Origin of the sequence: Mesonia phycicola (genome assembly GCF_900141885.1) — a bacterium.
Taxonomy (GTDB): Bacteria; Bacteroidota; Bacteroidia; order Flavobacteriales; family Flavobacteriaceae; genus Mesonia; species Mesonia phycicola.
This window is the reverse complement of the sequence record NZ_FQYY01000004.1, coordinates 138,491-159,035: the sequence shown is the minus strand read 5'-3', so window position 1 is coordinate 159,035 and position 20,545 is coordinate 138,491. Positions and strand designations below refer to the sequence as shown.

Annotated in this window: 22 protein-coding genes and 1 tRNA gene; 13 read left to right on the top strand and 10 right to left on the bottom strand. The window is 29.9% G+C overall.

The genetic code is table 11. The features are described from left to right. The first annotated feature begins 79 nt into the window (after nucleotides 1–79). Nucleotides 80–2,530 carry a replication restart helicase PriA gene (priA, locus tag BUC03_RS07005; RefSeq protein ID WP_073149691.1) on the top strand — a complete coding sequence of 817 codons (2,451 nt, stop codon included), beginning with the start codon at nucleotides 80–82 and terminating at the stop codon, nucleotides 2,528–2,530. Here priA and BUC03_RS07000 read toward each other — a convergent pair whose 3' ends face one another. Continuing rightward, nucleotides 2,531–3,244, bottom strand: coding sequence for a LytR/AlgR family response regulator transcription factor (locus tag BUC03_RS07000; RefSeq protein WP_073149689.1), 714 nt, complete (start codon nucleotides 3,242–3,244; stop codon nucleotides 2,531–2,533). It lies immediately after the preceding gene. Between the two features lie 155 nt (nucleotides 3,245–3,399). Between BUC03_RS07000 and rpsF the strand changes: the two genes are divergently transcribed. The 4 genes from rpsF to BUC03_RS06980 all read left to right on the top strand — a co-directional run bounded on the left by rpsF (nucleotide 3,400) and on the right by BUC03_RS06980 (nucleotide 5,051). Beyond that, nucleotides 3,400–3,738 carry a 30S ribosomal protein S6 gene (rpsF, locus tag BUC03_RS06995; RefSeq protein ID WP_073149687.1) on the top strand — a complete coding sequence of 113 codons (339 nt, stop codon included), beginning with the start codon at nucleotides 3,400–3,402 and terminating at the stop codon, nucleotides 3,736–3,738. A gap of 3 nt (nucleotides 3,739–3,741) precedes the next feature. Next, a complete protein-coding gene (gene rpsR, locus BUC03_RS06990) occupies nucleotides 3,742–4,038 on the top strand; it encodes a 30S ribosomal protein S18 (RefSeq protein ID WP_073149685.1) in 297 nt (98 codons plus the stop codon). Nucleotides 4,039–4,051: 13 nt separating this feature from the next. Beyond that, the gene (gene rplI / locus BUC03_RS06985) at nucleotides 4,052–4,501 is read left to right on the top strand and encodes a 50S ribosomal protein L9 (RefSeq protein ID WP_073149683.1); all 450 of its coding nucleotides are present in this window, start codon (nucleotides 4,052–4,054) and stop codon (nucleotides 4,499–4,501) included. 70 nt (nucleotides 4,502–4,571) lie between these two features. Continuing rightward, nucleotides 4,572–5,051, top strand: a complete 480-nt coding sequence (locus BUC03_RS06980) for a DUF6495 family protein (protein WP_073149681.1) — start codon at nucleotides 4,572–4,574, stop codon at nucleotides 5,049–5,051. A 10-nt stretch (nucleotides 5,052–5,061) separates the two neighbouring features. Here the strand turns inward: BUC03_RS06980 and BUC03_RS06975 are convergent, their stop codons facing one another. Further along, on the bottom strand, nucleotides 5,062–6,303 hold the full coding sequence (locus BUC03_RS06975; protein ID WP_073149679.1) for an ABC transporter permease: 1,242 nt from the start codon (nucleotides 6,301–6,303) through the stop codon (nucleotides 5,062–5,064). A gap of 98 nt (nucleotides 6,304–6,401) precedes the next feature. Here BUC03_RS06975 and hisS point away from each other — a divergent pair, with 98 nt between their 5' ends. After that, nucleotides 6,402–8,009, top strand: coding sequence for a histidine--tRNA ligase (gene hisS / locus BUC03_RS06970; RefSeq protein ID WP_073149677.1), 1,608 nt, complete (start codon nucleotides 6,402–6,404; stop codon nucleotides 8,007–8,009). A gap of 484 nt (nucleotides 8,010–8,493) precedes the next feature. Here hisS and BUC03_RS06965 read toward each other — a convergent pair. Next, nucleotides 8,494–8,567, bottom strand: a tRNA-Met gene (locus BUC03_RS06965). A 126-nt stretch (nucleotides 8,568–8,693) separates the two neighbouring features. On the opposite strand from BUC03_RS06965, the gene BUC03_RS06960 reads away from it, so the two are divergent. Further along, nucleotides 8,694–9,089: an START-like domain-containing protein gene (locus BUC03_RS06960; protein ID WP_073149675.1), complete on the top strand. Its 396-nt coding sequence runs from the start codon at nucleotides 8,694–8,696 to the stop codon at nucleotides 9,087–9,089. Between the two features lie 57 nt (nucleotides 9,090–9,146). Further along, nucleotides 9,147–9,992: an aminotransferase class IV gene (locus BUC03_RS06955; protein WP_073149673.1), complete on the top strand. Its 846-nt coding sequence runs from the start codon at nucleotides 9,147–9,149 to the stop codon at nucleotides 9,990–9,992. Here the strand turns inward: BUC03_RS06955 and BUC03_RS06950 are convergent. The 5 genes from BUC03_RS06950 to BUC03_RS06930 form a co-directional block, all read right to left on the bottom strand. Continuing rightward, nucleotides 9,989–10,549 (bottom strand): YqgE/AlgH family protein, encoded by a 561-nt coding sequence (locus BUC03_RS06950; protein WP_073149671.1) that lies wholly within the window; start codon nucleotides 10,547–10,549, stop codon nucleotides 9,989–9,991. The two genes, BUC03_RS06955 and BUC03_RS06950, sit on opposite strands and share 4 nt — an antisense overlap. A gap of 134 nt (nucleotides 10,550–10,683) precedes the next feature. Then, nucleotides 10,684–10,956: an HU family DNA-binding protein gene (locus BUC03_RS06945; protein WP_073149669.1), complete on the bottom strand. Its 273-nt coding sequence runs from the start codon at nucleotides 10,954–10,956 to the stop codon at nucleotides 10,684–10,686. Nucleotides 10,957–11,141: 185 nt separating this feature from the next. Then, on the bottom strand, nucleotides 11,142–12,089 hold the full coding sequence (gene fmt / locus BUC03_RS06940) for a methionyl-tRNA formyltransferase (RefSeq protein WP_073149667.1): 948 nt from the start codon (nucleotides 12,087–12,089) through the stop codon (nucleotides 11,142–11,144). Then, the gene (locus tag BUC03_RS06935) at nucleotides 12,086–13,969 is read right to left on the bottom strand and encodes a RecQ family ATP-dependent DNA helicase (RefSeq protein ID WP_262493969.1); all 1,884 of its coding nucleotides are present in this window, start codon (nucleotides 13,967–13,969) and stop codon (nucleotides 12,086–12,088) included. The genes fmt and BUC03_RS06935 overlap by 4 nt, the downstream gene beginning before the upstream one ends. Nucleotides 13,970–13,983: 14 nt before the next feature. Further along, on the bottom strand, nucleotides 13,984–14,523 hold the full coding sequence (locus tag BUC03_RS06930; RefSeq protein ID WP_073149665.1) for an AAA family ATPase: 540 nt from the start codon (nucleotides 14,521–14,523) through the stop codon (nucleotides 13,984–13,986). A 79-nt stretch (nucleotides 14,524–14,602) separates the two neighbouring features. On the opposite strand from BUC03_RS06930, the gene BUC03_RS06925 reads away from it, so the two are divergent. The 3 genes from BUC03_RS06925 to murA all read left to right on the top strand — a co-directional run bounded on the left by BUC03_RS06925 (nucleotide 14,603) and on the right by murA (nucleotide 16,993). Further along, nucleotides 14,603–14,896: a DUF493 family protein gene (locus tag BUC03_RS06925; protein ID WP_073149663.1), complete on the top strand. Its 294-nt coding sequence runs from the start codon at nucleotides 14,603–14,605 to the stop codon at nucleotides 14,894–14,896. A 112-nt stretch (nucleotides 14,897–15,008) separates the two neighbouring features. Further along, nucleotides 15,009–15,668 carry a DUF4290 domain-containing protein gene (locus BUC03_RS06920; RefSeq protein WP_073149661.1) on the top strand — a complete coding sequence of 220 codons (660 nt, stop codon included), beginning with the start codon at nucleotides 15,009–15,011 and terminating at the stop codon, nucleotides 15,666–15,668. Nucleotides 15,669–15,682: 14 nt separating this feature from the next. Continuing rightward, a complete protein-coding gene (murA, locus tag BUC03_RS06915) occupies nucleotides 15,683–16,993 on the top strand; it encodes a UDP-N-acetylglucosamine 1-carboxyvinyltransferase (RefSeq protein WP_073149659.1) in 1,311 nt (436 codons plus the stop codon). Between the two features lie 76 nt (nucleotides 16,994–17,069). Here murA and BUC03_RS06910 read toward each other — a convergent pair whose 3' ends face one another. Continuing rightward, nucleotides 17,070–18,530, bottom strand: coding sequence for a nicotinate-nucleotide adenylyltransferase (locus BUC03_RS06910; RefSeq protein WP_073149656.1), 1,461 nt, complete (start codon nucleotides 18,528–18,530; stop codon nucleotides 17,070–17,072). Nucleotides 18,531–18,633: 103 nt separating this feature from the next. Here BUC03_RS06910 and BUC03_RS06905 point away from each other — a divergent pair, with 103 nt between their 5' ends. Both BUC03_RS06905 and BUC03_RS06900 read left to right on the top strand, forming a co-directional pair. Next, entirely contained in the window at nucleotides 18,634–19,395 is a 762-nt protein-coding gene (locus BUC03_RS06905; RefSeq protein WP_073149654.1) for an MBL fold metallo-hydrolase, read from the top strand. Next, the gene (locus tag BUC03_RS06900) at nucleotides 19,395–19,895 is read left to right on the top strand and encodes a hypothetical protein (protein WP_073149652.1); all 501 of its coding nucleotides are present in this window, start codon (nucleotides 19,395–19,397) and stop codon (nucleotides 19,893–19,895) included. The genes BUC03_RS06905 and BUC03_RS06900 overlap by 1 nt, the downstream gene beginning before the upstream one ends. On the opposite strand, the gene BUC03_RS06895 is transcribed toward BUC03_RS06900, so the two are convergent. Further along, nucleotides 19,892–20,545 carry an alpha/beta hydrolase gene (locus BUC03_RS06895; RefSeq protein WP_073149650.1) on the bottom strand — a complete coding sequence of 218 codons (654 nt, stop codon included), beginning with the start codon at nucleotides 20,543–20,545 and terminating at the stop codon, nucleotides 19,892–19,894. The genes BUC03_RS06900 and BUC03_RS06895 overlap by 4 nt on opposite strands.

Here is a 20,545-nt window from a genome sequence, read left to right as displayed (position 1 = left end):
TAATCAAGCGCTTTTTTTATAATTAAGTTTTACATTTGTTACAACTTTTGCTACTAATTATACAAATTAAAGCTTCTTTATGGATAAGTTTGCTGACGTTATTTTACCATTATACTTACCGAAACATTTTACATATCAAATAGATGATAAAGATATCTCTATCTTACAACCAGGTATGAGAGTGGCTGTTCCTTTTGGTAAAACAAAAGTATATACAGGTATAGTGGCAAAAATTCATAATACAAAGCCTACACAATATGATGCTAAATTAATTGAAGAAATATTAGATACACAGCCTAGTGTAACAAGTCATCAATTAAAGTTTTGGTCTTGGATAGCATCTTATTATATGTGTGCAGAAGGAGATGTTTTAAAAGCAGCTTTACCTAGTGCATTTTTGTTAGAAAGTGAAACCGTAATAGAGTTAAATAAAGAAAATAACCTTGAAGAGGTAATTTTAACTGATGAAGAATATTTAATTGTAGAAGCACTTCAAAATCAATCATTACTAAAAATACAAGAAGTAATGCAGATTTTAGGAAAAAAAACGGTGCTTCCTGTTATTAATAAATTGGTAAGTAAAAATGCTATTATAGTTAATCAAGAACTATATAAACAGTACAAGCCTAAATTAATAAGCTATTTAAAACTTTCTTCTGAGTATAAACAAGAACAAAAATTAAATGCTTTACTAGAAAATTTAAGCAACGCTCCCAAGCAACGAGAAGTAATTTTAATGTTATTCTCTTTAGAAGCAAAATATAAAAAGCCTATAGAGAAAAAGCTATTACTTAAAGAAAGCAAAGCATCTGCATCAACCATTAAATCTTTAATAGATAAAGGTGTTTTAGAACAATACCATCTACAAAAAGATAGAGTAAATTTTGATGGAAAGATTGCTGATGTAGAGATGCAGTTAAACGAAGATCAGCAACAGGCTTATCTAGAGATTAAAAATCATTTTAATAATAATGAGGTTACTCTTCTTCACGGAGTTACTTCTTCTGGTAAAACTGAAATTTACATTAAGCTTATTGAAGAAACAGTTAAAGAGGGGAAGCAGGTATTATACTTACTTCCAGAAATAGCCTTAACTACCCAACTCATAGGAAGACTTCAAAAATATTTTGGAGATCAGGTATTAATTTATCACAGTAAATACTCTGTTAATGAAAGGGTAGAGGTTTATAATCACGTTTTACATAATACTAAAGGCAAAATAGTGATTGGGGCCAGATCTTCTATTTTTTTACCATTTCAAAATTTAGGATTAATAGTAGTGGACGAGTCTCATGAGGCTACTTTTAAACAACATGATCCAGCACCAAGATATCAAGCCAGAGATGCTTCTGTGGTTTTAGCTTCTTTTTTTAAAAGTAAATTGTTACTCGGTTCTGCCACACCAAGTTTAGAAAGTTACCATAATACAAAGTCTCATAAATATAAATTGGTAGAGCTTAAAAAACGATATGGTAATGTGTTACCACCAATTATTGAGTTGGTAGATATTAAAGATAAGCACAAAAAAAAGAAAATGACAGGGCATTTTTCAGATAGACTTTTAGAAGAAATGAGAGAAACCCTGGCAGAAGGTAAGCAGGTTATCTTGTTTCAAAATAGAAGAGGCTTTTCTCCAATTTTAGAGTGTGGTACGTGTGGCAACTCTCCACAATGTCCTAATTGCGATGTAAGTTTAACTTACCATCAGCATAATAACTCTCTAAGGTGTCATTATTGTGGTTATTTTATGGCAATGCAAAAACAGTGTATAGCTTGTGGGAGTGCAGATTTATCTACCAAAGGTTTTGGTACAGAACAAGTAGAAACAGAATTAGCAGCTTTATTCCCTAATCATAATACGGGACGTATGGATTTAGATACTACCCGAGGTAAATATGGTTATGAGAAAATAATTAATGCGTTTGAGCAACGACAGATAGATATTTTAGTAGGTACTCAAATGCTTACTAAGGGTTTAGATTTTAGAAATGTAGATTTAGTAGGAGTGATGAATGCAGACGGGTTATTAAATTTTCCAGATTTTAGAGCTCACGAGAGAAGTTTTCAATTACTATTACAGGTAGCAGGTAGAGCAGGAAGAACTAAAGATAGAGGTAAAGTGTTAATTCAAACCTATAACCCATACCACCAAATACTTCAGCAAGTATCTACTAACAATTATGTTAAAATGTACGAAGAGCAAATGGAAGACAGATACAATTTTAAATATCCTCCATATTATAGACTTATAAAGCTCACATTAAAAGGTAAAGATTACAATACGTTAAACGATGCAGCAGCTTGGTTAGCAAAAGCGCTTTCACAAGCTTTTCATCCACACGTTTTAGGGCCAGAGTTTCCTCCTGTGGCAAGAATTAGAAATGAATATTATAAAAATATTATGCTAAAGATTCCGCCTAAAAACTCTATAGTGAAAACCAAAGATTATATACAAAGAGTTTTAAAGAGTTATGAGTCTATTGCTATATATAGAAAGATAAGGGTAATAATAAATGTAGATCCTTATTAATTAAGACGGGATACCTTCTAAGCTAGTTTCTAAATCTTTCTTTCTAGTTCTACTTAACGGAATTTCTTTATCTTTTAAAAATACAACTTTACTACTGTAATTTTTAATCCTGAATAAATTAACGATGTAAGATTTGTGTACTCTTAAAAATTGAGATTTAGGAAGATTGTCAGCAAATCCTTTCATAGTAGATAAAACAGTATAAGTTTCATCGTCTGTAACAACTTTTACATAATCACCAAAAGCTTCTACATACTTTACTTTATCTAAAAATAATTTATGCTTTTTTAAATTACTTTTAATAAAAATATAGTTTTCATCTGTAGCGCTTAACGCTTCATTCTTTAATAAATGAAAGTCTAAAGCTTTTTTTACAGCAATGTCAAATCTTTCCTTAGCAATAGGTTTTTGTAAATAATCTACTGCTTGGTAGTTAAAAGCTTGAAAAGCGTATTGAGTTTTACCTGTAACAAAGATAATTTCAGGTTTTTCTTTTAAGTTATCTAATAAATCAAAACCAGAAAGAATAGGCATTTCTATATCTAAAAAAATAAGATCTACCTTTGTGTTTTCCAGACCTCTTTTAGTGTCTAAAGCATTGTTGTACTCAGCAACCAATATTAAATTAGGATGATCTTTAACCATTTTTGTTATAGATAATCTTTGCAGAGTAGAATCATCTACAACAATACATTTAAGCTTAATTTGAGTCATTGGTAATAAAAGTATAAAACAATTTTACGAATAATTAATTTTTTCAGCAAATTATTTTCTGAATAGTTTTTAGATCTTAATTAATTATAAGAAAAAGATTGTCAAGTACAAAAAAAGTACTATTTTTGCACGCAATTTAATTTAAATAGTATATTATGAATCATTATGAAACTGTTTTCATCTTGAATCCCGTTTTATCTGATGACCAGGTAAAGGAGACAGTTAAGAAATACGTAGATTTTCTTGACTCGAAAGGTGCAAAGATGGTAAACAAAGAAGATTGGGGCTTAAAAAAATTAGCTTACCCAATTCAGCACAAAAAGAGTGGATTTTATCACTTATTTGAGTACCAAGTAGAAGGTGAAGTTATTGATCAGTTAGAGTTATTATTCAGACGTGAAGAGCGTATGATGAGATATTTAACTGTATCTTTAGATAAACATGCAGTTGCTTGGGCAGAAAAGAGAGTTAAACGAAACAAAGAAAAAGCGTAAGTTATGTCATCTATAGAACAACAAGCTAAAGGAAAGAAAGACGGAGAGATTAGATATTTAACTCCGCTTAACATAGAAACTTCTAAGAAGAAGAGATATTGTCGTTTCAAAAGATCTGGTATTAAGTATATTGATTATAAAGATCCTGATTTTTTAATGGCATTTGTAAACGAACAAGGTAAAATTTTGCCACGTAGATTAACAGGAACTTCTTTAAAATACCAAAGAAAAGTTGCCGTAGCAGTAAAACGTGCGCGTCATTTAGCCTTAATGCCATACGTTGGTGATTTATTAAAATAAAAGAAACGACATTATGGAATTAATATTAAAGAAAGACGTAGATAATTTAGGGTTTATTGATGATGTTGTGACTGTTAAAAATGGTTACGGTAGAAATTATTTAATCCCTCATGGTTTTGCAGAATTAGCAACTCCTTCAGCTAAAAAAATGTTGGAAGAGACGCTTAAGCAAAGAGCATATAAAGAGAAAAAGAACATAGAAGAAGCACAGAAATTAGCTGATAAAGTTAATGGTTTAGACCTTAAAATTACTGCTAAGTCTGGAGCTGGTGATAAACTTTTTGGAAGTATCACTACTGCTAATCTAAATGAAGCACTTGCTAAAGAAGGTGTAGATATTGATAAAAAATATATCTCTATTTTTGGAGGTAATATTAAAAGATTAGGTCAGTATGAAGCTAAACTTCGTTTTCATAGAGAAGTAATTGCTAGCCTTACTTTTGATGTTGTAGGAGAAGCTTAATCACTTCTTTTTAAAATATATAACCTACCCCAAAAGGGTAGGTTTTTTTGTAACTAAAAATTACTTTTTTATGAAATATACTAGATTAACTAAAGAGCAGTTTGAAGAGTTAAATCAAGAATTTATAAATTTTTTAGCTACTCAATCTATCACCGCAGATGAGTGGGCAGAAATTAAAAAAAATAAACCTGAAGTAGCTGAAGAAGAATTAGATATTTTCAGTGATTTAGTATGGGAAGGGGTTTTGCAAAAAGCTAAGTACTTAGAGCATTTCTCTAAACAACAATTGTTTTTATTTGAAATTGGAGAAGTAAAAATGACGCTTGTTGGTATAAAAGTAGATAACGAAACAGTAGATATTAGAACCAGAGATGGTTACCGTTGGTTACAAGATAATTTATTAAATGAAGCTGTTCAAATTTATACTTCTACTAAAATAATTTCTGAAGACAGAAACAAAGATATTTTTGCTCTAATAAAGCAAGGTGCTAATATTACCAAAGGAGAATTATTTAGATATTTTGAAAAATTAGTAGATACAGATGAGTAGTTGGAAACAACTACTCATATCTTAAAGATTCTATAGGGTTTTGTCTAGCAGCTTTAATAGCTGGGAATAACCCAGATATAATAGCAATTATTAAAGATACACTAGTAGCAATCCCGATAGCTAACCAAGGTATGGTAAAAGTTAAATTGGCTACAGAAGCTACTAAAAGCCCAATTAACATTCCAAATATTATTCCGCATATACCGCCTAACTGCCCAATTATAATAGTCTCTGCAAAAAACTGAAAAGCAATTGTATTTTTCTTTGCGCCTAATGCTTTTCTTACACCAATCTCACGTGTTCTTTCTGTAACAGATACAAGCATTATATTCATTAAAGCAATAGAAGAACCTAAAATGGTAATAAACGATATAATTATAGCTGCTAAATTTAAATAGCCTGTAATTTTTAAAATCTGGTTTATTAAACTGTCACTTCTAACAATTCCAAAGTTGTTTTCTTCTCGCGGATTTAGTTTTCTTATATTTCTAAAGGTAATGGTAGCTTCATCTTCAGCTCCTTCAATCATCTGTTTGTCTTCTACCATTACACTAATATTGTAGTTAATGTTAGCTTGATTAAAAATAGATCTAGCAGTTTGTATAGGTATAAATACACGTAAATCTTCATTATTACCAAAAGTAGAACCTTTACTTTCTAATACCCCAATTACCTTAAATTTAGCTCCTCTAACACTTATAGTTTTGTTTATAGGGCTTATTCCGTTAAATAAACCGCTCACAAAGTCTGCCCCTAGAATACATACATTTATATTGTTTTCTATATCAAAATAAGAAAAATCTCTACCAGACTCTATAACTAGACCAGAGTTATTCATAAAATTTTCATTCACTCCTAATACACTTGCTTCGGGATCTGTTTTGTTTGCTTGGTATTTAATTTCTGCAGCAGATGTACCTGTAAATGATATAGACGTTTTAGTGTAAGGGTAAAGGTATTTATCTTTAAACTCTTTAGCATCTCTATAAGTAATTACAGGGTTTATCTTTTCTCTTTTACCGCGTCCTCGAGTCTGTAAATTAAAATCGTACTGTTGTAAATTAAAAGTATTTGCTCCCATAGAAGCAAAATCTGAAGAAATAGTATTTTCTAAAGCGTTTATTGCACTTAAAATACCTACTAATGCTGTAATCCCTATAGTAATAATAATTACCGTTAAGATAGTTCTAAGTAATTGACTTCTAATGCTATCTAAAGCAATTTTTATATTCTCTTTGGCTAGTGAAAACATATTTTAATTTACTATTTAGTTATAAGACTACTTAGAAGGCTAAAAGTTACTTATTAATTGTATTTTCTTTATTTATCTTTGTCATTTCAAACTAAGTTATGGCACAAAAACCAACAATACCAAAAGGAACCAGAGATTTTTCTCCTGAAGAAGTTAATAAACGAAATTATATTATTTCAACCATAAAAAAGAATTTTCAACATTTTGGATTTCAGCCTATTGAAACTCCGAGTTTTGAAAATTCTAGTACTTTAATGGGAAAATATGGAGAAGAAGGTGATCGTTTAATTTTTAAAATATTAAATAGTGGAGGTTACCTGAAAAATAATATCTTAGATAACCTTCTTCAAGAAAGGGAAGAATTCCGTAAAATAGTTTTTAAAATTTATAAATCATTAAAATCATATCTAATTGAAAATAATGACGCTGTAGATTTTAAAGAAACTTTAGAGCCTTCAGAACTAAAAATCATTAATTCAGATAGAAAGCTTCTAGATAATTTGATTGATTTTATAACATTCCCTTTATCAGAAGAAGATGTTGTTTCTAGAATTAACGGAGTGATAACTGATACCACTTTTCCTTATATATCTTCTAACTCTTTAACTCCTAAAATATCTGAAAAAGCTCTACGTTACGATTTAACAGTACCATTTGCACGTTATGTAGTGCAACATCAAAATGAAGTAGAATTCCCGTTTAAGCGCTATCAAATTCAACCAGTTTGGAGAGCAGATAGACCGCAAAAAGGAAGATTTAGAGAGTTTTACCAGTGTGATGCAGATGTGGTAGGGAGTAACAGTCTTTGGCAAGAAGTAGAATTTGTACAGCTATATGATACGGTATTTTCTGCTTTACAGCTATCTGGTGTAACCATTAAAATTAATAATAGAAAAATACTTTCTGGTTTTGCAGAAGTAATAGGGGAGAGTGATAAACTTATAGATTTTACAGTTGCTCTAGATAAGTTAGATAAAATAGGAAAAGAAGGTGTTGTAAAAGAGATGAAGGAGAAGGGTATTTCTGAAGAAGCTATCCAAAAAATAGATCCTATATTTAGTTTAACAGGTGATTTTTCTTCTAAAATAAACGGATTAAAAGATATTTTAGCTTCTTCTGAAGAAGGATTAAAAGGAATTGCAGAGCTTGAATTTATTCAAAAAGCTATAGAAGCAATGCCTCTTAAAACGGCTAAGTTAGATTTAGATGTAACACTAGCGCGTGGTCTTAATTATTATACAGGAGCTATTTTTGAAATCTCTGCACCAGAAGGTGTAAGTATGGGTTCTATAGGTGGCGGTGGTCGTTACGATGATCTTACTGGTATTTTTGGATTAAAAAATATGAGTGGTATTGGGGTTTCTTTTGGATTGGATAGAATTTACTTGGTACTAGAAGAATTAAATCTTTTTCCTGAAACTGTAGAAGAGAATACAAAAGTGATATTCATTAATTTTGGCGAAGCAGAAGCGCTTTATGCAATGAAAGCCGTAACAGCTTTACGCAATGCAGGCATTAATGCAGAAGTGTATCCAGATGCTGCTAAAATGAAAAAACAAATGACCCACGCTAACCGAAGAAATATTCCTTATGTGGTACTTGCAGGGAGTAAAGAAATGGAAGCAGGGGAGTTTACCTTAAAACATATGGAGAGTGGCGAGCAAGACACTTTAAATATAGAAAAAATGATAACTAAATTATCTTAAACAAAAAATCGCCAATAAATTATTGGCGATTTTTTTTACACTATAGGTAAATTAATTTTTAACGGAGTTGTTTGTGTAATTCAGCAAGAATTATATACAAATATCATCTGTTAGTAATTCACTTTTAATTTGCTGTTTTTCTTTAGAAAGTGACTATGAGGTAGAAGATGTTAATTGTGTACTTGTTGGGGTCGTTAACACTGTGCTTAGTTCATGATATTTTACATTTTTATATATAAGTAATTAAAAACGCTAATTATAATTGCTAAAAAAAACTATTTCAGAAGTGTATATATGTTTTTGAGTAGAATAGTAGTGAGTTGACTAACTTCAAATTTCATTAGCTTTTGTTAAAATAACTGGAAGGTTATTTTCTAACTATTTAGAGAAGATTTAAGTCTATATTTTTGTAGTAATTTGAGCAAGAAAAGTATATAATAAAAAAAGCGTAACATTTAATAAAATAAATGTTACGCTTAATAAGTAGCGAGAACGAGATTTGAACTCGTGACCTCCGGGTTATGAATCCGACGCTCTAACCAACTGAGCTACCTCGCCGTTTGCGGGTGCAAATATAGAATTATTTTATATTCTACCAAATAACTTTTAAAAAATAAAATAAGTATTTTTCTTTTGAGGGTTGGCAAAGAATATATATATTGCCTTTCAACAAATAAAGCATTTATGAGTACAAAGTCTAAATATGAAATGGAGTTTCCTATTCAAGCTTCTCCATCACTTTTATATCAATATATTTCAACTCCTTCAGGTCTAAGCGAATGGTATGCAGATAATGTAAACTCTAGAGGAGAAATTTTCACTTTTATATGGGAAGGTAGTGAAGAACAAGCAAAATTAGTAAGTAAAAAAAGCGGAGAACGTATTAAACTTCGTTGGTTAGAAGACGAAGAAGAAGGTGATCCTTATTTTTTTGAATTACGTATACAGGTAGATGAAATTACTAAAGATGTTTCTTTAATGATTACAGATTTTGCTGAAGATGAAGATGAAATTAAAGAGGGTAAGATGCTTTGGGAAAATATGATTTCAAATTTAAAACAAGTATTAGGTTCTGTGTAAAAGACTTTTTTAATTTAGTATATTTGCCCCGTTTTTACTTAAATACGGGGTTTTTTTATGATTAATTTTGAAGGAGATATTTTAGAAGATCAGCAAGCAACTATTAACTTAGATAATAGATCTTTTAATTATGGAGATGGTCTTTTTGAGACTATAAGGGTAATTAATGGTAAAATTATGTTTTGGGAAGATCATTACTTTAGGTTAATGGCTTCTATGCGTATTATGAGAATGGAGATACCTATGGAGTTTTCTCCTGAATTTCTAGAAGAACAAATTTTAATCTTGATAGAAAAAAATAATCTATCTCAAAAACCTGTTAAAGTAAAAATTAATGTTTTTAGAAAGTCTGGAGGTTTATACAAACCAACTACTAGAGAAATAGGGTATAGTATAAGAACTTATGAGTTAAATAACTCTTTCTATATTTTAAATGAAAACAATTATGAAGTAGAGCTTTTTAAAGATCATTATGTAAATAGTGGTTTATTGGCTACCTTAAAATCTACCGCAAAACAAATCAATATATTAGGAAGTATTTTTGCAGAAGAAAATGATTATGATAATTGTCTTTTAGTTAATGAAAATAAGAGTGTTGTAGAAGCATTAAACGGCAACTTATTTGTAGTAAAAGGTAATGTAATTAAAACAGCACCAATTAAAGATGGTTGTTTAAATGGTATTACGCGTAAGAAACTAATTGAAATTATAAAGAAATTAGACGATTTTACATTAGAAGAAACCTCTATATCTCCATTTGAACTTCAAAAAGCAGATGAATTATTTATAACTAATGTTATTGCAGGTATACAGCCAATTACTAAGTATAGAAAGAAGAATTTTACAAATACTGTAGCAAAGCAATTATTAGCAAAATTAAATACTACTGCGAGATTAGGTTAATTATAACTAGGGTTTTCTGGAGCGTTAGACCAAATAAGATACTCTCCGCCTAATTCTTGCATTTTAACTTTCCAAAAATCTGTACTATTTTTTTGAAGAATGTTTTTATTGTCTTTGTTTTCAATTACTATCCAAGCATTAGCGTTTAATTCTGTATCTAATTGGTTAGTGTCCCACCCAGAGTAACCTAAAAAAAACTTAATATCTTCTTCAAAAATAAGATTATTGGCAATTAAGCTTTTTACAACTTCAAAATTGCCTCCCCAAAAAATACCTTTATCAATTTCAATACTGCCTGGTATAAGGTCTGGTACTTTATGAATAAAGTATAGATTATCTTGCTCTACAGGGCCGCCGTTATAAATTTTAAAATCTTTTTCTACACCGGGCACAAGTTCAGATAAATTAAAATCTAAAAGCTTATTGAGTATAAAACCAATAGAGCCTTCTGTATTGTGATCTGCTAATAGAACAACAGATCTATTAAAAGAGATGTCTCCTATAATAGATGGTTCTGCAACCAATAATTTGCCTTTATTTGGTGGTAATGATATCAAATTGCTAGTGTTTAGAATTAAATCTAAATTAAAAAAATTATAAATGCAATAAAATTTTATTAAAAAACAAGAAAAAAAGCCTTTCTAAATAGAAAGGCTTTTTTTATAATTTGTAAAATACAGTTTAATTAAAATTAATTAACTGATTTTTGTAATTCTGATCCAGCTTTAAACTTTACAACGTTTTTAGCAGCAATTTTGATAGTTTTTCCTGTTTGTGGGTTTCTACCTTCACGAGCGGCTCTTTTAGATACAGACCAAGATCCAAACCCCACTAGAGAAACTCTATCTCCTTTTTTAAGAGAGCCTTCAATATTTTCTAAGAAAGATTCTAATGCTTTTTTAGCAGCTGCTTTTGAGATACCAGCATCTTCTGCCATTGCATCAATTAAATTCGTTTTGTTCATAATTTTTAATTTAAACTAAGTGTTGGTTAAACATTTAATGAATTCCTCTACAAATTTATACGGAATTCTAATCTATGCAAGCAATAGCAAATGAAATGACGATAATTGTTAATAACTTAGTGATATTGTTAATAAAACAATCTTGTATTTTTAAAAAATTTAATCACTTCACTATTTACAAGGGTTTACAACATTTTTGCTTGCTCTTCTAAAGTAAATCCGTTTAAAAGTTCTTTGGTTGTTAATTTCTTTTTTCCAGGTAGTTGTATTTCTTCAATTAATAGAAAACCATCATTAGTAGCAACTTTAAGTTTTTTCTCTTCAATAGAAACTTTACCAATTTCTATTTCGTGGTTTTCTAAAATATAATCTGCTTTGTAAATTTTACAGCGTAACTCTTTGTCTCCGTTTTTTAAATACGTCCAAGCAACTGGATATGGGCTCAAACCTCTCACTAAGTTAAAAATTGTTTTACTTGGTTGTTTCCAATCAATTTTAGTGTTTTCACTATTAAGTTTATAGGCAGTTTTTAAGTTTTTGTCTTCAGTTTGTACTTTTGGAGAGATTTCACCTTTTTGAATATGTAAAAGTGTATCCACAACTAAACTTGCTCCTAAATGCATTAGTTTATCGTGTAAAGAGCCTGCGTTTTCTTTTTCTTCTATTGCAATTTCTTCTTTGCTAATAATTTCACCAGTATCTATTTTTTCATCAATAAAAAAAGTAGTTACTCCAGTTTTTTCTTCTCCATTTATAATAGCCCAATTAATTGGTGCGGCTCCTCTATATTGTGGTAAAAGAGAGGCGTGTAGGTTAAAAGTACCTAGCTCAGGGAAATTCCACACTTTTTTAGGTAGCATTCTAAATGCCACTACAATTATTAAATTAGGGTTTAGCCTTTTTAAATCTTCTTGAAATTCATCAGATTTTAAATTGGTGGGTTGTAAAACTTCTATTTTATGGTCTTGCGCAGCTTGTTTTACGGCAGAAGCTCTCAATTTTTGTCCTCTTCCTGCAGGCTTATCTACTGCGGTGACGGCACCAACTACATTATAATTACTTTCTACAATTTTATTTAAAATGGTCACTGCAAAGTCTGGAGTTCCCATAAATAATATTCTTAAATCTTTCATTTTATTTTAAATTTTTTATCTGAAGTTAACTCAACTTTATCTATATCTAATAATTGCTGAAGAATATCTAGAACTATAATTTCTTCATATTTTAATTGTTGTAAAATTTCTCTAGATGTAGCTGGTTTGTAGGTTAATATTTTAAGTATTTCTAGTGCTATTTTGCGTTTGTTAGATAGGTTGCTTGTTTTTTTATTTTTAGAAATACATACAGAGCATTTTTTACAATCTTTTAAATTCACTTCTCCAAAGTAGGAGAGAAGTTGCACCATTTTGCAATCTGTATTATTTTCTATATAATTTAAAACTGCATTTACTTTACTTTCTTTATTCTGAAATTGCTGACGTATGTAGGGTATTAATGGGTTTATCGTTACATCGTCTTCTCTTGGTTCTAAAAAATACACTGAAGTATCTTGATCTATAACGTTTAAATTTAATATTTCTTGATTCTTTAACTCGTTTAACTGAATTTTTATTTCGCTTAAAGAATGTCCTGTTTTATATTGAAGTTCTTTTAAATCTAATGCTAGAAATTGATCAAAAATACCAGAGAAACTTCTAGTTAATACTTGTAATAACTGAAAGTATTTGGGATTAGCACTTTCAAAATAATCTACTTGTTTTGCATTTATTTTAAATTGAATTTCTATATGTTGTTTGTATTCTTTTTTCAATGTAAGAATACTTGCTCTATCTAAAAGTTGTAAAACCTGAAAAGTTTTTACCGAGTGTAATTGGTAGTTTTTACAAAATTCTAAAAAGTTAAAATTGTGCAATTCTTCTTTACCTTCCCCAAAAGGAATAGAGAAGTATGCATTTAATTTTTTGTAGACTAATTTTACATCTTCTACAGTTGGTAATGTTTCTAAAAACTGTTTTTTTAGTCTTAAAATATCTGAATTATTAAAAATAAGATAAGCATTTGCGGCTTTATCGTCTCTACCAGCTCTACCAGCTTCTTGAAAAAAACTCTCTAAACTTTCTGGTAAATGGTAGTGTATAACATTTCTTACATTAGCTTTATCTATGCCCATACCAAATGCATTGGTAGCTACCATAACTCTTGTTTTTTCTGCTAGCCAATCTTGAAGTAATTTGTTTTTTTGTACATTATTTAAACCACCGTGAAATGGGGAAGCAGAGATGTTGTTAGATTTTAAAAAATTACTAAGTTCTTCTGTAGCGCTTCTGTTTCTTACATAAACAATACTAGAACCTGCATTTTTATTTAAAAACTGAACTATTTTGTAGTTTTTGTCTTCAAAGTTTTCAGAAATTAAATGTAAGTTATCTCTTTTAAAACTTTGTTTAAAAACTTTAGTATTAGGTATGTCTAGATATTTTACCATATCACTCACAACCCTGTCTGTTGCAGTAGCGGTAAGTGCTATGGTTTTTACGTTTGGGTGTAAATTTTTAAAAGAAATAATATTTTGATAAGCAGGTCTAAAATCATTTCCCCATTCAGATATACAATGGGCTTCATCTACAACTAAATAATTAACGTTCATTAACTTTAAACGTGCCTGTACTAATTCTTGTTGAAGTCTTTCTGGTGACAAGTATAAAAATTTGTACTTACCGTAAATACAATTATCTAGTATTTTATCTAGATCACTATAACTAATCCCGCTTTGTAACATTAAAGCAGGGATACCGCGTTGCATTAAATTATTAACTTGATCTTGCATTAACGCTAATAATGGAGAAATTACAATACAAATACCTTTAGTAAGCATTGCAGGTACCTGAAAACATATAGATTTACCACCACCAGTAGGCATTAGCGCTATTACATCTTCTTGCTGAAGAATGTAAGATATCACTTCTTTTTGAGAAGGTCTAAACTGAGAATAACCCCAGTATTTTTTTAATATTTCTTCAGGACTATTTATTGTTCTATGTTTTTTAAGATAAAATCAGCTCGTTCTTTTACACTTAGTTTAGGTACTTCTATTAATTGATAATCTAAATCTGAATATGTTTTAATTAAATTTTTTTCAATTTCAAAAGCTTCTTCTAAACTTTCATATCTTTCATTATCAGATGTGTATATATCAGGCCAAATAGGTAAAATAAAAGCTTGGTGATATTTATAAGATTTGTTTGCTTCTGTAAAAGAAGATGGGTAATTTTCTTTTTTAAAATCCATATACGCACTAATATCTGGTATCCCTCTATCTATAAAAACAGGTTGATTTACCTTAGTAGCTTCATTAAACTGAAAAATTCTTCCTTCTAAAAGCTTTTCACTAAATAATAAGGGATTAGTTAAAAATAACTGCTCTATCCCATCTTTTTGTGCTTTTAAAATAATTTCTCTAGAAACCTCTTTAAAACACGTGTAACCTCTATCTTCTAATTCTTGTAAAACAGAAGATTTACCTGTACCAGGACCTCCAAGAATTACAATTTTTGAATGTTTATGCATTACTCTTTATTTAATTATAGGCAATTTAAAAAAATAGCTTAATTACATTATCTTTGTAAGACAAAAAAGAACGCATTTTATGAGTATAAATCAAAATCCGGAAGAATTTTATAGTAAACTCCGTGATAAGTTAGAAGAAAGCACCACTTGGCCAAGTGAATATCTTTACAAATTTATAGTTCCTTCAGATAATCAAAAGATAGCAGAACTAGAAAACATTTTTGATAATATGGGGGCTGTAATTCATACAAAACAATCTTCTAAAGGCAAATACACTAGTATATCTATTAATGTGAAAATGAATAATGCAGAGCACGTAATAGAAAAATATAAAGAAGTTGGTAATAAAATAGAAGGAGTAATCTCTCTTTAACCATTTATTATTCTTTTTTTTAACAATCCTTCAATTTAATTTGTTATTTTGCGCTAACAAGGTTATGGCAACTACAAATAACCTAATAACTAAAATTTAGTAAACTTCAGTTTTGATATACGATTTAGAATATAATTCAGAGAGAAGCAAATTAATCATTCCTGAATATGGAAGACATATTCAAAAAATGGTTGAGCATGCTGTAAGCATAGAAGATGATAAGGAGCGTAATGAGGTAGCAAAATCTATTATAGCAGTAATGGGTAATTTAAACCCTCATTTAAGAGACGTGCCAGATTTTCAACACAAATTATGGGATCAATTATTTATGATAAGTGATTTTAAATTAGATGTAGAATCACCTTACCCAAAACCCTCTAGAGAAGAACTGCAAAAGGCTCCAGACCCATTAGCATATCCTCAAAATTTTCCTAAATATCGTTTCTACGGAAACAATATTAAGCGAATGATAGATGAAGCAATAAAACTAGAAGAAGGCCCTTTACGAGAAGGTTTAGTATATACTATTGCCAATCATATGAAAAAATGCTATTTAAACTGGAATAGAGACACCGTAGATGATAAAGTAATTTTTAATCATTTATACGAGTTGAGTGACGGTAAATTTAACCTTAATAAAAAAGAAGAAGATCTATCTGATGCTTCAGATCTATTAAGAAATAAACGAAAAAGTAGCAGTTCTAGTTACAAACAATCACCACACAAAAAATCAAAAAATAACAATAATAATAGAGGGCGTAAGCGCTATTAATATTTTAACCAATTATGGCTACATTTCAAATTGAAGGAGGTCACTCTTTAAAAGGAGATATTCAACCTCAAGGTGCTAAAAATGAAGCGCTTCAAATTTTATGCGCAGTACTTTTAACTAATGATACCGTTACAATTAATAATATCCCAGATATTAGAGATGTCAATAAATTAATTGAAATCTTAAGTAACCTAGGTGTAAAAATTCAAAAATTAGGTAAAGGAAGTTATAGTTTTAAAAGTGACGCTTTAAATTTAGATTATTTAGAAAGCGAACAATTTAAAGAAGAAGGTAGTGGCCTTAGAGGTTCTATTATGATTGTTGGTCCGCTTTTAGGAAGATTTGGTAAAGGTTATATACCACGTCCAGGAGGAGATAAAATTGGTAGAAGAAGATTAGATACCCATTTTGAAGGTTTTATTAAATTAGGAGCTAAATTTAGATACAATAAAGAAGAACGTTTTTATGGAGTAGAAGCTCCAAAAGGTCTAAAAGGTACTTACATGCTTTTAGAAGAAGCTTCTGTAACAGGTACTGCTAATATTGTTATGGCAGCAGTGCATGCAGAAGGAGAAACAACTATTTACAATGCAGCTTGTGAGCCATATTTACAACAACTTTGTAAAATGTTGGTTTCTATGGGAGCGAAGATAGATGGTATAGGTTCTAATATGCTTAAAATAACAGGCGTAAAAGAGTTAGGTGGTTGTACGCATACTATTTTACCAGATATGATTGAGATTGGATCTTGGATTGGACTAGCGGCAATGACTAAAAGTGAAATTACTATAAAAAATGTAAGCTGGGATAATTTAGGGTTAATACCTAATACATTTAGAAAATTAGGAATAACTATAGAGAAAAAAGGAGATGATATTTACATTCCTGCTCACAAAAATGGGTATGAAGTACAAAGTTTTATTGATGGATCTATTATGAATATAAGTGATTCACCTTGGCCAGGTTTTACTCCAGATTTATTAAGTATTATGTTGGTAGTAGCAACTCAGGCAAAGGGAAGTGTACTTATACACCAAAAAATGTTTGAAAGTAGATTGTTTTTTGTAGATAAATTAATAGATATGGGAGCTAAAATTATATTGTGTGATCCGCACAGGGCTACTGTAATTGGCCATAATTTTGAATCTCAATTAAAAGCAACTACAATGACAAGCCCAGATATTAGAGCGGGTATATCTTTATTAATTGCAGCACTTTCTGCTAAAGGAACTTCTACAATTCATAATATAGAACAGATTGATAGAGGTTATGAAGATATTGATGGTAGATTAAGAAAAATAGGAGCTAAAATTACTAGATCTTAAATTTTATATTACTTATAAAAAAAGGAGTTTCTTTTGAAACTCCTTTTTTTTTGTACAAAACTTAGGTTATAATTTTTTAGTCTAAGTTTTGTTGTATCATTTTGTTTTTAGCATAACCAAAAAGGTTCTGACTTTTTATCATTTCTGTAGTTTCTGGTGGCAACATTTCTTCCCAACCATCTTTACCTTCAGAAATTAGTTGTAGCACTTCTCTAGAGAAAATATCCATTATTGTAGGATCGTAATCTTGTATATCTACTACTTTACCGTTGTATTTAAAGAATTTATATAATTCTTTCATACGTGGGTGTACCTTTAAATTATCGCTATCTGTAATTTTACCAGTTTTCTTATCTTTAAGAGGGTATAAGTATACTTTTAAATCTTTAAAAAATAATTTACCAAAAGCTTCTAGTATACCTCCACTTAAATGGCGGTAATATTTCTCATCAAATACATCAACAAGGTTATTAACGCCCATAGCTAAGCCCATACGTTGTTTTGTATAACGAGAAAAATATTCAACTACTCGATAATATTCTTGAAAGTTAGAAATCATTACTGTTTGCCCTAATGCACAAAGTAATTTTGCTCGAGCCATAAAGTCTTGCTCGTCAATTTCACCTTCAGATCTTAAGTTAGAAAGTGTGATTTCAAAAACACAAATGGTATTATCTTCTTCCACTCTATTTTCCCTTTTAAAAAGGTCCATAGCGTTTTTGTAAATATCCATGTTTACTTTGGTAACTGGTCTAAAACTACCTCTTAGAGCCAATACATTTTTCTTGTAAAGTACTCTAGCAGGTAAAACATTATTTCCATCTGGAGCAAACATAACAGCTTCTGTCATTCCGTTTTTTACAAGCTGTAAACTCATTAAACGGTTATCAACTTCTTCAAAACGAGGCCCAGAAAAGTTAATAGTATCAATTTCTATTTGATCTTTGTCTATATGATCGTATAGGTAACGTAATAGTTTTTTAGGATTATCGTATTTATAGTAAGCACCATAAATTAAATTAACCCCTAAAATACCTAAGGTGTTTTGTTGAAGTCTAGCATCATTTTCTTTAAAACGAATATGAAGGCTAATTTCATTATAATCTTCATCTGGTTTTACTTGATAGCGTATACCAACCCAGCCGTGACCTTTGTATTTTTTAGCAAAATCTATGGTAGCTACGGTGTTAGCAAAGCTAAAAAAGAGTTTTTTAGGATGTTTTTTTCTATCCATACGCTCTTCCATCAATCTCATTTCATGAGAAAGCATTTTCTTTAAACGAGCTTCAGTAACATATCTTTTATCATCTTCAATCCCATAAATAGCATCACTAAAATCTTTATCATATGCACTCATTGTTTTAGCAATGGTACCAGAGGCGGCACCAGCCCTAAAAAAGTTTCTTACAGTTTCTTGACCTGCGCCAATTTCTGCAAATGTGCCGTAAATATTTTCATTTAAATTAATGCGCAGAGCTTTACTCTTTATAGAAGGAACATTTTCAAATTCCCTGTCGCCCATGATAGTAATTGGCATATCAATTTAGAGATTTATGTTGTGTGATTATTAAACTGTATCAAAGGTAGTGAATTGACGTTTAAACAAAAAAATATAATTACTTTTGTAAGAAAAATATACTGTGGATATTACATTTTTAGGTACAGGTACTTCTCAAGGAATTCCAATTATAGGAAGTGATCACCCCGTATGTTTAAGTAATGACCCTAGAGATAAACGTTTACGCGTTTCTATTTTAGTAGAGTGGGACAATTTTACTTATGTAGTAGATTGTGGTCCAGATTTTAGACAGCAAATGCTTGCAAATAATGTTTCTAAAATAGATGGTATTTTATTTACTCACGAGCATAACGACCATATTATAGGTTTAGATGATGTAAGACCTTTTTACTTTAAACAAGGAGATATATCTGTTTATGCCCACCAAAGAGTGATTAAGGCACTTAAAAAACGTTTTGACTATGTGTTTGAAACAGTGAATAAATATCCGGGTGCACCATCTTTAGATGTAAAAGAAATTAATGATAATCCTTTTAAAATTGGAAATTTAGAGGTTATACCTGTAAATGTTTTACATCATAAATTACAAGTTTACGGATTTAGATTTGGAGACTTTGCTTATATAACAGATGCAAAAACCATTGCAGAAGAAGAAATAGCAAAGTTAAAAGGTGTAAAAGTACTTACTGTAAATGCTTTAAGAAAAGAACCTCATTTATCTCATTTTAATTTAGAAGAAGCTTTAGCATTTATAAAAAAAGTTAATCCAGAAAAAGCTTATTTAACTCACGTTAGTCATTTATTAGGCTTTCATAAAGATGTAGAAAAAGAGTTGCCAACTAATGTTTTTTTGGCATATGATAATTTAAAAATTACAATCTAATGAAGAATAAAATTTTTATGTACCTGTTTATTTTTGCGTTGTTGTATATTGTTTTTCAGTATGCTAACGTAAAAAAGACATTTGAAGCTCAACAAAAAATAATTCAGAATTTAGATAAAAAAATTGAACAAGCTAGTGTTATTCAAGACTCTTTAATAGCTTTAAAGTCTAGTAGCTCTTCAAATAATTTTACTATAGATAATGATGAAAAGGCAAGAATGTATATTGAAGATTTAGGCTATAATATTGAAGAGTTTAAAACTTTATTACAAACTAAGATTTTTTCTGAAAACAAAGCATCTGCAGATAACAGGTTAGTACCTTATAGTGGTATGAAAGGTTTTATGCGTATTAACGGTATGCAAATAATTAATCACAAATGGGTGATGATTGAATTTACAGATGGTACCTATTGGGGAGAAGCCTTAATCAACTATTTTGTAGAAGAAGATGGCTCTATTACTTTTGAGTTAAATGATGGTTTTTTATACGGTAATTAATGTTCTTCTAACCACTTTTTAAATTCCATAAAGTTTTGTGGATTTACACCGTGCCCAACAGGAAACTCAGAATATGTGTAGTTAATACCAAGATTATCTATAAATGGTTTGTTTTTTCTAGCCCAATCTATAGGTATAACTTGGTCTACAGTACCGTGAGAGCCGTAAATTTTTAATTCAGAAAAATTATTATTCTCGTAACCTTCTTTAAAAATAGGAGGGTGTATGTAGCCACTAAGCGCTATAACTTTGCTCACTTTTTCTGGATAAGAAAGGGCTACACCATAACTTAAAATAGCCCCTTGGCTAAAGCCTAGCAGTGTAACATTATTAGGGTCTGCGTGGTAGTTAGTTACTACTTCGTCAATAAATTTTGCAATCAAATCTCTAGAAAATACAGCTTGCTCATCATTTGTAAATTTATTTTGAGCAGCATCAAAATTAATTTCATACCAAGCATTACCGTATGGTTGCATAGGTAATGGAGCTTTAGCTGAAACAATTAAGTACTTCTCAGGTAACTCTGTAGCAAAAGAAAATAAATCATTTTCATCACTACCATAACCGTGAAGCATAATAATAACCGGAGCTTTTTCTGATAGAGAAGAAGCTTTTACAATATGTTCTAAAGAAAGATTTTTTGTTGTCAT